This is a genomic window from Halomonas ventosae (genome assembly GCF_004361885.1).
In the GTDB taxonomy this organism is placed as follows: domain Bacteria; phylum Pseudomonadota; class Gammaproteobacteria; order Pseudomonadales; family Halomonadaceae; genus Halomonas; species Halomonas ventosae_C.
The window spans coordinates 20,916-34,048 of the sequence record NZ_SNWH01000012.1 but is presented as its reverse complement, the minus strand read 5'-3'; the positions used below and the strand labels follow the sequence as shown (position 1 = coordinate 34,048).

The 13,133-nt window shown below is 67.8% G+C and carries 8 protein-coding genes; 7 read left to right on the top strand and 1 reads right to left on the bottom strand.

Translation table 11 applies throughout. The features are described 5' to 3' along the window. The first annotated feature begins 27 nt into the window (after window positions 1–27). The 5 genes from lpxB (at window position 28) to tilS (ending at window position 8,246) form a co-directional block, all read left to right on the top strand. Window positions 28–1,224, top strand: a complete 1,197-nt coding sequence (gene lpxB / locus DFO68_RS10165; RefSeq protein WP_133483554.1) for a lipid-A-disaccharide synthase — start codon at window positions 28–30, stop codon at window positions 1,222–1,224. Continuing rightward, window positions 1,221–1,859 (top strand): ribonuclease HII, encoded by a 639-nt coding sequence (rnhB, locus tag DFO68_RS10160; protein WP_133483553.1) that lies wholly within the window; start codon window positions 1,221–1,223, stop codon window positions 1,857–1,859. Before lpxB ends, rnhB begins: the two co-directional genes overlap by 4 nt. A gap of 281 nt (window positions 1,860–2,140) precedes the next feature. After that, a complete protein-coding gene (dnaE, locus tag DFO68_RS10155) occupies window positions 2,141–5,641 on the top strand; it encodes a DNA polymerase III subunit alpha (RefSeq protein ID WP_133483552.1) in 3,501 nt (1,166 codons plus the stop codon). A 276-nt stretch (window positions 5,642–5,917) separates the two neighbouring features. Next, the gene (gene accA / locus DFO68_RS10150) at window positions 5,918–6,871 is read left to right on the top strand and encodes an acetyl-CoA carboxylase carboxyl transferase subunit alpha (RefSeq protein WP_133483551.1); all 954 of its coding nucleotides are present in this window, start codon (window positions 5,918–5,920) and stop codon (window positions 6,869–6,871) included. A 22-nt stretch (window positions 6,872–6,893) separates the two neighbouring features. Beyond that, window positions 6,894–8,246 (top strand): tRNA lysidine(34) synthetase TilS, encoded by a 1,353-nt coding sequence (gene tilS, locus DFO68_RS10145; RefSeq protein WP_133483550.1) that lies wholly within the window; start codon window positions 6,894–6,896, stop codon window positions 8,244–8,246. Here tilS and ppx read toward each other — a convergent pair. Next, window positions 8,176–9,720 carry an exopolyphosphatase gene (ppx, locus tag DFO68_RS10140; RefSeq protein ID WP_133483549.1) on the bottom strand — a complete coding sequence of 515 codons (1,545 nt, stop codon included), beginning with the start codon at window positions 9,718–9,720 and terminating at the stop codon, window positions 8,176–8,178. The genes tilS and ppx overlap by 71 nt on opposite strands. Window positions 9,721–10,168: 448 nt before the next feature. Here ppx and rho point away from each other — a divergent pair, with 448 nt between their 5' ends. Both rho and ubiD read left to right on the top strand, forming a co-directional pair. After that, complete coding sequence (rho, locus tag DFO68_RS10135) at window positions 10,169–11,428, top strand: transcription termination factor Rho (RefSeq protein WP_133483548.1); 1,260 nt, start codon at window positions 10,169–10,171, stop codon at window positions 11,426–11,428. A 214-nt stretch (window positions 11,429–11,642) separates the two neighbouring features. Then, entirely contained in the window at window positions 11,643–13,130 is a 1,488-nt protein-coding gene (gene ubiD / locus DFO68_RS10130) for a 4-hydroxy-3-polyprenylbenzoate decarboxylase (protein WP_133483547.1), read from the top strand. The last annotated feature ends 3 nt before the right edge of the window (window positions 13,131–13,133 follow it).

Sequence of the window (13,133 nt, the reverse complement as noted above, 5' to 3'; positions counted from 1 at the left end):
GCATGGTACCTTGATGCGGGTGGCGTCATGACGGTCCGGCGTATCTATCTGGTCGCAGGCGAGCTCTCTGGCGATCTGCTGGGGGCCGGACTGATGCGGGCCCTGAAGACGCGCCACCCACGGGTGGCGTTTCGCGGCATCGGTGGTCCGCGCATGATCGCCGAGGGCCTCGATAGCCGTTTCCCCCTGGAAACCCTGTCGGTGATGGGCCTGATCGAGGTGCTCCGGCACCTGCCCCGGCTGGTCGGCGTGCGTCGCGAACTCAGGCGCGACGCCCTGGCCTGGCAGCCCGACGTGATGATCGGCATCGATGCACCCGACTTCAATCTCGGGCTGGAGCGGCAGCTGCGCGAGGCGGGTCTGACCACCGCCCACTACGTCAGCCCCTCGGTCTGGGCCTGGCGCCAGGGGCGCGTCAAGGGCATCGCGAAGTCGGTCGACGCCATGCTGACCTTGCTGCCCTTCGAGGCGGCCTTCTATGCCCGCCACCGGGTTCCGGTGGCCTTCGTCGGCCACCCGCTGGCCGACGAGTTGCCTCTTGACAACGATCGCATGGCCGCACGTGCCGAGCTGGGCCTGCCTGCCGCTGGCCCGGTGCTGGCGGTGCTGCCAGGCTCCCGGGCCAGCGAGATACGCTTCTTGGGCGAGACCTTTCTCGCTGCTGCCGAGCGGCTGTGTGCCGCGCGACCCAGGCTGCGGGTGGTGATCCCGGCGGCGACACCCGAACGCCGCGGCGAGCTGGAGATGCTGATAGCCGAGCATCCTGCCCTGATGGCGCGCCTGACCCTGCTCGACGGCCAGGCCCGGGAGGCCATGGTAGCCGCCGATGCGGTGCTGCTCGCCTCGGGCACCGCGGCGCTGGAGGCGATGCTCTGCCACCGGGCGATGCTGGTCGCCTATCGGATGGCACCCTTGACCCACTGGCTGGCCAGGCGGCTGGTCAAGACCGAGTGGATCTCGTTGCCCAACCTGATCGCCCGCGAGGCCCTGGTGCCGGAGCTGATCCAGGGGGAGGCCCGCCCCGCGGCGATCGCCGCGCGCCTGGGCGAGATGCTCGACGACCCCGCAGGACGGGCGACCCTGGAAGCGCGCTTTGCCGCCATGCATGCCGACTTGCAGCGTGACGCCAGCCGCCGGGCGGCCGAGGCTATCGAGGCGCTGGCGGCGGGGCAGCCGTTGCCGGCCAGCGTGGCCCCGGCGCTGGCCGACGAGGTGGCGCCATGACGGTCAGGGAGCGCGCGAGAGGGAAAGGGGCCCGCGAGCTGCCGCCGCTGGTGATCGACTATGCGGGCGAGCGCCTGGCCGGGGTCGACGAGGTGGGCCGCGGCCCGCTGGTCGGCCCGGTGGTCGCCGCCGCGGTGATCCTCGACCCGGCACGGCCCATCGCGGGCCTGGCCGACTCCAAGACCCTGACCGCCCGCCGTCGCGAGATCCTGGATGCGGTGATCCGCGCACGGGCACTGGCCTGCGCCGTGGCCGAGGCGTCGGCCGCCGAGGTGGACGCGCTCAATATCTACCATGCCACGCACCTCGCCATGCGTCGCGCCATCGACGCCCTGGCGCCGGCGGCCGAGTACCTGCTGGTGGACGGCAACCGGCTGCCCGGGCATCATGTCTCCGGTCAGGCAGTGGTCAAGGGCGATGCCCGTCATCCGGCCATCGCCGCCGCCTCGATACTGGCCAAGGTCGAGCGCGACGCAGGCATGCTGGCCCTCGATGCCCGGCATCCCGACTACGGCTTCGCCCGCCACAAGGGCTACCCGACCCGCGAGCACCTGGCCGCCCTGGAACGCCTGGGGCCGCTGCCGGAGCACCGTCGCTCCTTCGGTCCCGTCAAGCGCCAGCTGGCACTGTTTTAGGTCTCTCAAGCGGCACCACGAGAGGCGCCGGGAGCAGGTCGCAGAGGAGGTCCTATGCCAGGGGTGAGGAGGATTCCTCCGAACGGGCTGGCCAGGGATGGCCAGCACTGGCCCTGCAAGCGAAGCAGGACGCGAGAGCGCCGCAGGGCATCGGTAGCGCCCAGGGAGGGGTTTACAGCGCCTCCCCGCAGGCCTGTCGCCGGATCAGCCCCGAGCGATATTGCCGGGATAGCCTCGCGCTTCCTGTACTGATTATTTACCGCCAAGCCCCGAGCCCTTATATGACCACGCCCTTCGTTCATCTTCGCGTGCACAGCGAATTCTCCCTGGTCGACGGCCTGGTGCGTCTCAAGCCGCTGGTCCAGGCCGCCGTGGCCCAGGGCCTGCCCGCCGTGACGCTGACCGACGAGACCAACCTCTTCGGCCTGGTCAAGTTCTACAAGGGCGCCCAAGGCGCGGGACTCAAGCCGATCATCGGCAGCGATCTGTGGCTGGCCAACCCGCATGACGAGGGGCACCCCTATCGCCTGACGCTGCTGGCCATGGACGAGACCGGCTACCGCAACCTCACCGAGCTGATCTCGCGGGGCTGGATGCTCGGCCAGCGCCAGGGCCAGGCGCTGCTGGACAAGGCCTGGGTGCTCGAGCAGAGCGCGGGGCTGATCGCCCTGTCCGGTGGCCGGGAAGGCGAGGTCGGCCGCCACCTGCTCAGCGACCATCACGACGAGGCCCACGCCCTGCTCGAGGAGTGGAGCGCCGCCTTCCCGGGACGCTTCTACCTGGAGCTGACTCGCACCGGCCGTCCGCTGGAGGAAGAGTGCGTCCACCTCTCGGTGGACCTGGCCGTCGAGACCGGCACCCCGGTGGTGGCCACCAACGACGTGCGCTTCCTGGAGCGCGAGGACTTCTGGGCCCACGAGACCCGGGTGGCCATCGGCGAGGGCAAGGCGCTGGACGACAAGCGCCGCGAGCGACGCTACACCGAGGAGCAGTACCTCAAGAGCCCCGCCGAGATGGCGGAGCTGTTCGCCGACATCCCCGAGGCGCTGGAGAACAGCGTGATGATCGCCGCGCGCTGCAACGTGGAGGTGCGCCTGGGCGAGATCTTCCTGCCCGAGTTCGCGATTCCCGAGGGCATGACCCAGGACGAGTACTTCCGCAAGATCTCCCACGACGGCCTCACCGAGCGCCTGAACGCCCTTTTTCCGGCGGGGCGTTATCCGCGAGACGGGGCGGAGTATGCCGAGATCGATGCCCGCTACCGCAAGCGGCTCGACTTCGAGCTCGAGATCATCATCCAGATGGGTTTCCCCGGCTACTTCCTGATCGTCATGGACTTCATCCAGTGGGCCAAGGACAACGACGTCCCGGTAGGCCCGGGGCGTGGCTCGGGGGCCGGCTCGCTGGTCGCCTACGCTCAGAAGATCACCGACCTCGACCCCATCGGCTACGACCTGCTGTTCGAGCGCTTCCTCAACCCCGAGCGGGTCTCGATGCCCGACTTCGACGTCGACTTCTGCATGGAGAAGCGCGACCGGGTGATCGACTACGTCGCCGACCGCTACGGCCGCGACGCAGTGTCCCAGATCGTCACCTTCGGCACCATGGCGGCCAAGGCGGTGGTGCGCGACGTGGCGCGCGCCCAGGGCAAGCCCTACTCGCTGGGCGATAAGCTCTCCAAGCTGATTCCCTTCGAGGTGGGCATGACACTCGCCAAGGCCATCGAGGCCGAGCCGGCGCTCAAGGAGTTTCTCGACAACGACGAGGAGGCTGCCGAGATCTGGGAGATGGCCCTCAAGCTCGAGGGCATCACCCGTGGCACCGGCAAGCACGCCGGCGGCGTGGTGATCGCGCCGACCAGGCTCACCGACTTCTCGCCGCTGCTCTGCGACGAGGACGGCAGCGGCCTGATGGTGCAGTTCGACAAGAATGACATCGAGGAGGCCGGGCTGGTCAAGTTCGACTTCCTCGGCCTGCGCACCCTGACCATCATCGACTGGGCGCTGGAGATGGTCGACAAGGTGCGCGCCACCGAGGGTCAGGGGCCGCTGGACATCGACACCATCCCGCTGGATGACGTGCCGACCTTCGAGATGCTCAAGAAGGCCGAGACCACGGCTGTCTTCCAGCTCGAGTCCCGCGGCATGAAGGAGTTGATCAAGCGCCTGCTGCCGGATTCGCTGGAGGACATGATCGCCCTGGTGGCGCTGTTTCGCCCCGGGCCCCTGCAGTCGGGCATGGTCGACGACTTCATCAACCGCAAGCATGGCCGGGCGGAGATCTCCTATCCGCACCCGGACTACCAGCACGAGCTGCTCAAGCCGGTACTCGGGCCCACCTACGGCATCATCCTCTATCAGGAGCAGGTGATGCAGATCGCCCAGGTGATGGCGGGCTACTCGCTGGGCCAGGCCGACATGCTGCGCCGCGCCATGGGCAAGAAGAAACCCGAGGAGATGGCCAAACAGCGCGCCGGCTTCATGGAGGGCTGTGCGGCTAACGGTATCGACACGGACCTTGCCGGCAACATCTTCGACCTGGTGGAGAAGTTCGCCGGCTACGGTTTCAACAAGTCCCACTCGGCGGCCTATGCGCTGGTCTCGTATCAGACCGCCTGGTTGAAAGCGCATTATCCCGGCCCCTTCATGGCGGCGGTGATGTCCACCGAGATGGATAACCTCGACAAGGTGGTACCGCTGATCGAGGAGTGCCGTCACCTGGGGCTCACGGTGACCCCGCCCGATGTCAATGTCGGCGGCTACACGTTCACCGTCGACGACCAGGCGCGGATCGTCTACGGCCTGGGGGCGATCCGCGGGGTCGGCGAGGGCCCCATCGACGCCATCGTCGAGGCCCGCGAGGCGGGCGGCCCCTTCGAGGATCTGTTCGACTTCTGCCGTCGGGTCGACCCCAGGCGCATGAACAAGCGCACCCTGGAGGCGCTGATCCGCTCCGGCGCCCTGGACACCCTGGGCCCGAGCCGCGCGGTGCTCGGCGCGGCGCTGGAGGATGCCTTGAAGGCGGCGGTACAGAACCAGACCAATCACAACCTTGGCATGATGGACATGTTTGGCGAGGCCTTCGTCGATGAGTCGGCCGAGGACGCCTACGCCGAGTATCGCCAGGCCCGCGAATGGAGCGACAAGGAGCGCCTGGCCGGCGAGAAGGAGACCCTGGGGCTCTACCTCACCGGCCATCCCATCGACGAGTACGAGGGCGAGCTTGCGCGCTTCGTCTCCACTCGCATCAGCGACCTCAAACCCTCCCGGGAGCCCCAGCGGGTGGCGGGCCTGGTGGTCGGCGTGCGGACCATGAAGTCCAAGCGTGGCGACACCATGGCCTTCATCTCCCTGGACGATCGCACCGGGCGCATCGAGGCCTCGCTGTTCGGCGAGCTCTACGACCAGCTGCGCGGCCGACTCGAGGCCGATCAGGTGATGATCGTCGAGGGTGAGGTGTCCAGCGACGACTACTCCGGTGGCCTGCGCCTGCGCGGCAAGGCGGTCACGCCGATGGTCGAGGCGCGCAGCCGCTTCGGCCAGGCGGTGGAACTCTGCCTGGACGGCGGTCGCCTCAATGGGCGGCTCGTGGATTCGCTGCGCACTCGCCTTGTGCCCTTCCGCGACGCGCAGGGGCTGCCGGTGCGGTTGTACTACTGTAATGCCCAGGCCTCGGGCTGGCTGGAGCTCGCCGAGGAGTGGCGCGTCACGCCCAGCGACGAACTGCTGACGGGGCTGCGTGAGGTGCAGGGCCAGGACGGTGTGCGGCTGAAGTATCGCTGAGCATGGGCATAGGGCTTGCCCCTCATTGTCTTGCTTGGAACGAGTCGGGGCTTACCGGCGACAGGCTTATCGGGGGCGCTGTGAACCCCTCCCTGGGCGCTATCGACGCCATCCCTGGCGTAGGACCCCCTCCAAGCCTGTCCCCGGCCCCCTTGCCTCCTGGCGTGCTCTGCCTTGCGTGGTGCGTTGAGGGTGCGATAATGCCAGCCACGTCACTTTTCGCGCCGCGCCTGGCCTCGACGGGCAGGCGGTGAAACATCACAAGGCATCCGGCCAATGAATCCGAACTATCTCGACTTCGAACAGCCTATCGCCGAGCTTCAGGCCAAGATCGAGGAGCTGCGCCTGGTCGGCAACGACAGCCAGCTCAACTTGAGCGACGAGATCAGCCGGCTCGAGGAGAAGAGCCGCAAGCTCACTGAGTCGATCTTCAAGGACTTGACTCCCTGGCAGGTCTCGCAGCTCTCGCGTCATCCCCAGCGCCCCTACACCCTGGACTACCTGGCCAACGTCTTCAGCGACTTCGACGAGCTGCACGGCGATCGCAAGTTCGCCGACGATGCCGCCATTGTCGGCGGCGTGGCGCGGCTGGACGACAAGCCGGTGATGGTGATTGGCCACCAGAAGGGGCGCGACGTCCACGAGAAGGTGCGGCGCAACTTCGGCATGCCGCGCCCCGAGGGCTACCGCAAGGCCTGCCGCCTGATGGAGATGGCCGAGCGTTTTACGATGCCGGTGCTGACCTTCATCGACACGCCGGGGGCCTATCCGGGCATCGACGCCGAGGAGCGCGGTCAGTCCGAGGCCATTGCCAACAACCTGGCGGTGATGTCGCGCCTACGTACGCCGATCGTTGCCACCGTGGTGGGCGAGGGAGGCTCCGGCGGGGCGCTGGCCATCGGTGTTTGCGACGAGCTGGCCATGCTGCAGTACTCCACCTATTCGGTGATCTCCCCCGAGGGCTGCGCTTCCATCCTGTGGAAGAGCGCCGAGAAGGCTGCCGATGCCGCCCAGGCGATGGGCATCACCGCCGAGCGTCTCAAGGAGCTGGGACTGGTCGATACGCTGATTCCCGAGCCCCTGGGCGGCGCCCATCGCCATCCGGTGTCCACCGCCGAGCGGGTCAAGGCGTCGCTGCTGGCAAGTCTCGAGCGCCTGGAAGCGCTGGACACGGATCAGCTGCTGGCGCGTCGCTACGAGCGGCTGATGAGCTACGGGGCCCCTGCCTGACCGCATGGCCTCGGTGACGGTCATGGACGCTGATTCCATGGGGGCGACCCTGCAGCGCCTTGTCGATCGTGCCCTGGCGGCTACGTCGGCGGGGCGTTGCGTCTGGGTGGCCCTCTCCGGTGGGCTGGACTCCTCGCTGCTGCTGACGCTCACCGCAGAGGCCTGTCGGCGCCATCCACGCTCCTTGCGGGCGCTGCATGTCCATCATGGCCTGCAGCCTGCCGCCGACGGCTTCGAGCGTCACTGCCAGTGGCTCTGTTCGGGCCTCGGCGTGCCGCTTCGCGTCGAGCGGGTCGCCGTCGACTCGGCCGACGGGCAGGGTCGCGAAGGGGCGGCGCGGGCGGCACGCTACGCCGCCTTCGCCGAGTGCGTGGCGCCGGGCGAGACCCTCTGGCTGGCTCAGCACCGCGATGATCAGGCCGAGACCTTCCTGCTGGCTGCCCTGCGCGGTAGCGGGACGCGCGGCCTGGCCGGCATGACGGCCGGGCGCGCGTGGCGGGGGCGGCGCCTCGAGCGCCCGCTGCTTGGGGTCGAGCGCGCGACCCTCGAGGCCGAGGCGCGCCGCCAGGGCCTGGTCTGGGTGGAGGATCCTTCCAACGACGACGAGACCCTGGATCGCAACTTCCTGCGCCACACCGTGCTACCACTGCTGGCGACCCGCTGGGTGCATGCCGGCGAGTCGCTCTCGCGCAGCGCGGCGCTTGCCGGCGAGGCCGACGCCCTGCTCGATGAGCTCGCCGGCCTCGACCTCGAGCGCCTGGGCGGCGATGCGGCCTGCCTGCCGGTGGCGGGCCTGGAGACGCTTTCCGGTTCTCGACGACGCCTGCTGGTGCGCTATTGCTGTGGGCGGCTGGGCCTGGCGATGCCGCCGGCACGGCGGCTCGACACGCTGCTGGACCAGCTGGAGGCCAGGGAGGATGCCAAGGTGCGGGTAACCTGGTCTGATGCAGAGGCCAGGGTCTGGCGAGGGCGGCTATACCTGCTCGCCCCCCCTGAGGCGCTGCCGCCCGACTGGCAAGCCGAGTGGAATGGCCATGCGCCGTTGATGACGCCGCTGGGCGAGGTGCGGGTCTCGCTGGGCCGGGCCGACGGTGCGCCGGCACGGCTGCGGGTGGTGCCGCGGCAGGGAGGCGAATGGCTGCGGCTGCCCGGCCGTGGCCGACGCGATCTCAAGCGGCTGCTGCAGGAGGCTGGCGTGCCCCCCTGGGGGCGCGGGGGGCTGGTGGTGGCTCGAGAAGGCGAGACACCGGTGGCAGTGCTGGACCCGCGGGACGGGGCCTGCTGGCTGCTCGCCGAGGGTTGGGTCAGCCGTGACGAATCGTCAGGGGGAGATCCGCGGCCTGCTGATAGGCCATCTCCTGCTCCAGGTCGTTGAGCAGCAGCGCCGGTGTCTGTTCGCCGTCTAGCGTGAGTATCAGCGACTCGCCCTCGGCCTGCAGCCGAGGCACGGCGGGGGGCTGCTCAGGACGCGAGTGGTTGAGGATCACCGCCAGGCGCAGCAGCCGAGCCAGTCGGGCGTGGGGGCGGCGTTCCGACTCGGGCAGGGCCTGCCACTCCTTGACCGGGAACTTGCGGCGGTGGGCGCGCACCAGGAAGGCCAGCAGACGCTGCTCCGGTCGCGAGAAGCCAGCCAGGTCAGAATGCTCCAGCAGGTAGGCGCCGTGGCGATGGAACTGGCTGTGGGAGATGGCCAGGCCGATTTCGTGTAGTCGGCTGGCCCAGTCGAGGAAGCGTGCCTGGTCGTCATCGAGCGCCCAGGCCTGGCGAACCTGCTCGAACAGGGCGCCGGCGGTGGCTGCCACGTTGTCGGCCTGGCGGCCGTCCAGCTGGGCGTTGCGGGCCAGGTTGTCCAGGGTCTTGAGGCGCGAGTCCTCGGGGCTGTTGCGCCCCACCATGTCGTAGAGTACCCCTTCGCGAAGGGCTCCGTCGGCATAGCGCATCCGCTCCAGGTCGAAGGCCTCGAAAATCGCGCTAAGGATCGCCACCCCCGCCGGAAAGACCCGCGCACGGTCTGCCTTGAGGCCTTCCATGGCCACTTTGTCGAGTTTCTTGCACTTGATCAGGCGCTTGCGCAGGGCGGCCAGGCCGGTACGGGTGATTTCCCCGTCGGGCGCATCCCCAGCGGCCGCCATCACCGCGGCCGCAGCCTTGATGGTGCCGCTGGAGCCCACGGGGTCGGCCCAGCCTAGCCGCTGGTAGGGTCGCTGGATGTTGGCCAGTTCCGAAAGGGCGGCAAGCTCCGCCTGGCGCATGCGCTTCTCGCTGATCTCGCCGCTGGCGAAGAAACGCCCGGTGAAGGTCACGCAGCCCATGCGCAGGCTCTCCAGCGCCAGGGGCTCGAAGCGCTCGCCGATGATGAACTCGGTCGAGCCACCGCCGATATCGACGATCAGCCGGCGGCCATCCTCCGCTAGGGCATGAGCCGCGCCGAGATAGATCAGGCGAGCTTCCTCGCGGCCGGCGATGATCTCGATGCGCTGGCCGAGCAGGGCCTCGGCGCGCTCGATCAGCGTCTGGCTGTTGGCCGCATCGCGCAGCGCATTGGTGCCCACCACCCGCAGGTGGCCCGGGGTGATGTCGTCGAGGAAGGGGGCGAAGCGGGTCAGGCAGTCCAGGGCGCGCTGCATGGCTGCCTCGTCAAGGTATCCTTCCTCGTCGAGACCGGCGGCCAACTGGACCTTCTCGCCCAGCTTCACGACCACTTGTAGCCGGTCATCCTGGTAATTGGCCACCAGCAGGTGGAAGCTGTTGGAGCCGAGGTCGATGGCGGCGAGCCGGGCAGGATCGCCGGCCACGGCAGCGGGAAGGGGGTCGGCAGCAGTGGGTGCCGTGTCCTGTGGCGAGCTCATGGCAGTTCCTTCCGAATCGGTCAGGGGCAAGGGTGCGCGGCGCTTCCTGCCGTGTCAATTGCCGCCGGCCCGGGACTTGCGTTCGCCTGCCGGCTTGACTACTATCGAGTCGTTCGCCTGTTCCAAATGCTTCCCGATCGTCTCGCGGTGATCCCGTTACGATCAACTTCAAGTCGTCAGACAGCCCACTGCTTTAGTCCGCGATTCCGGCCGCCTGGCCCGGACCCGCAGGTCAGGCGAAAACGCACCTGCTTCCTCGCTTCCGATATCGGCCCCCGCACCTCCAGAAGGCGGTAAGCGGTCATCCGTCCCAGGCCATACGATACAGCACCACGAGAGGTAGCCTGTCCGGGCTCTGAACGCATCCACAGGGCGTCCTCGTCTCGCCTCCTGTCTTTCCCATGGCGCACTGCCGCCCGGCTTCCACGAGCGAATTCTGAACACACCGATGAATCTTACCGAACTCAAGCAAAAGCCAGTGCCGGAGCTTCTGGAGATGGCCCGCGAGATGGGCATCGACAACCTGGCGCGTTCCCGCAAGCAGGACATCATCTTCGCCATCCTCAAGAAGCACGCCAAGAGTGGCGAGCCGATCTTCGGTGATGGCGTGCTGGAGATCCTGCAGGATGGATTCGGCTTCCTGCGCAGCGCCGACAGTTCCTACCTGGCCGGCCCTGACGACATCTACGTCTCGCCCTCCCAGATCCGGCGCTTCAACCTGCGCAAGGGCGACTCCATCTCCGGCAAGATTCGTCCGCCCAAGGAAGGGGAGCGCTACTTCGCGCTGCTCAAGGTCAGCGAGATCAACTTCGACAAGCCGGAGAACGCCAAGCACAAGATCCTGTTCGAGAACCTCACGCCGCTGTTCCCCCAGGAGCGGCTGCGCATGGAGATCGGCAACGGCTCCACCGAAGACCTCACGGCGCGGATCATCGATCTCACCGCGCCCATCGGCAAGGGCCAGCGCGGCCTGCTGGTCTCGCCGCCCAAGGCGGGCAAGACCCTGATGTTGCAGAACATCGCCACCTCGATCACCCGCAACGATCCCGACTGTCACCTGATCGTGCTGCTGATCGACGAGCGTCCCGAGGAAGTGACCGAGATGTCGCGCACCGTGCGTGGCGAGGTGGTGGCCTCGACCTTCGACGAGCCGCCGGCCCGCCACGTGCAGGTCGCCGAGATGGTGATCGAGAAGGCCAAGCGCCTGGTCGAGCACAAGAAGGATGTGGTGATCCTGCTCGACTCCATCACCCGCCTGGCGCGCGCCTACAACACCGTGGTGCCGAGCTCCGGCAAGGTGCTCACCGGCGGTGTCGATGCCCATGCCCTGGAGAAGCCCAAGCGCTTCTTCGGTGCCGCCCGCAACATCGAGGAGGGCGGCAGCCTGACCATCATCGCCACGGCGCTGGTGGATACCGGCTCGAAGATGGACGAGGTGATCTTCGAGGAGTTCAAGGGCACCGGCAACATGGAGGCGCACCTGGATCGCAAACTGGCCGAGCGTCGGGTCTACCCGGCGATCAACATCCGCCGCAGCGGCACTCGTCGCGAGGATCTGCTGGCTTCCGAAGAGGAGATGCAGCGCATGTGGATCCTGCGCAAGCTGCTCAACCCCATGGAGGACACCGCGGCCACCGAGTTCCTGATCGACCGCCTGAAGGATACCAAGACCAACCTCGAGTTCTTCGAAGCGATGAAGCGCCGCTGACCACGGCTGCCGGGAATGCCACTGCGCGGCTGACCCGGCGACAGGCCTACGAGGGGGTGCTGTAAACCCCTCCCTGGGCGCTACCGATGCCATCCCTGGCATAGGACCCGCTCTCCGGCCTGTCCCCGCCGCCGCTTGCCATGGCAACACTGCAGACGTATTCAAGGGGCATGCTATGCCGTCCCTTTCGTCATTCTGGAACCGGGAAATCCGCATGAAGTACAAGGACCTGCGCGAGTTCATCGCGGTGCTCGAGGCCCAGGGCGAGCTCAAGCGCATCACCGCCGAGGTCGACGCCTACCTCGAGATCACCGAGATCTGCGACCGTACCCTGCGCGCCGGGGGGCCGGCGCTGCTGTTCGAGAACGTCAAGGGCCACACCATGCCGCTGCTCGGCAACCTCTTCGGCACGCCGAAGCGGGTAGCCATGGGCATGGGCCAGGACTCGGTCGCCGCGCTGCGCGAGGTGGGCGAGCTGCTCGCCTTCCTCAAGGAGCCCGAGCCGCCCAAGGGCTTCCGCGACGCCTGGAGCAAGCTGCCGATCTTCAAGCAGATCATGAGCATGGGGCCGAAGACCGTGCGCTCGGCGCCGGTGCAGGCGCTCGCCTATGAGGGCGATGAGGTCGACCTCGACCGCCTGCCCATCCAGCACTGCTGGCCGGGCGACGTGGCTCCCCTGGTCACCTGGCCCTTGGTGATCACCAAGGGGCCCCACAAGAGCCGCCAGAACCTCGGCATCTACCGCCAGCAGAAGCTCGGTCGCAACCGCCTGATCATGCGCTGGCTTTCCCATCGTGGCGGGGCACTCGACTTCCAGGAGTTCCAGCAGGCCCACCCCGGCGAGCCCTTCCCGGTGGCGGTGGCGCTGGGCGCCGACCCGGCCACCATCCTCGGCGCCGTGACCCCGGTGCCCGACAGCCTCTCCGAGTACGCCTTCGCCGGCCTGCTGCGTGGCTCGCGCACCGAGCTGGTCAAGTGTGTTCATGCCGATCTGGAGGTACCTGCATCAGCAGAAATCATTCTGGAAGGCTTTATCTATCCCGACGACATGGCGCTCGAGGGCCCCTACGGCGACCATACCGGCTACTACAACGAGGTCGAGACCTTCCCGGTGTTCACGGTGACGCGCATGACCCTGCGCGAGAACGCCATCTACCACTCCACCTACACCGGCCGCCCTCCCGATGAGCCGGCGATCCTGGGGCTGGCGCTCAATGAGGTGTTCGTGCCCATCCTGCGCCGCCAGTTTCCCGAGATCGTCGACTTCTACCTGCCGCCTGAAGGGTGCTCCTACCGCATGGCGGTGGTGACCATGACCAAGCAGTACCCCGGCCATGCCAAGCGCGTGATGATGGGGGTGTGGAGCTTCCTGCGCCAGTTCATGTACACCAAGTTCGTGGTGGTGCTCGACGACGACGTCAGTGCCCGGGACTGGAAGGACGTGATCTGGGCCATCACCACGCGCATGGACCCCGCCCGCGATACCGTGATGGTGGAGAACACGCCCATCGACTACCTGGACTTCGCCTCCCCCGTGGCGGGACTGGGCTCCAAGATGGGCCTGGATGCTACCTGCAAGTGGCCCGGCGAGACCGACCGTGAGTGGGGCACGCCCATCGTCATGGACGCGGATGTCAAGGCCCGCGTCAGCGGGCGCTGGAACGAGCTGGGCATCGACCTCCCCGACAACACGACATTCTAACAA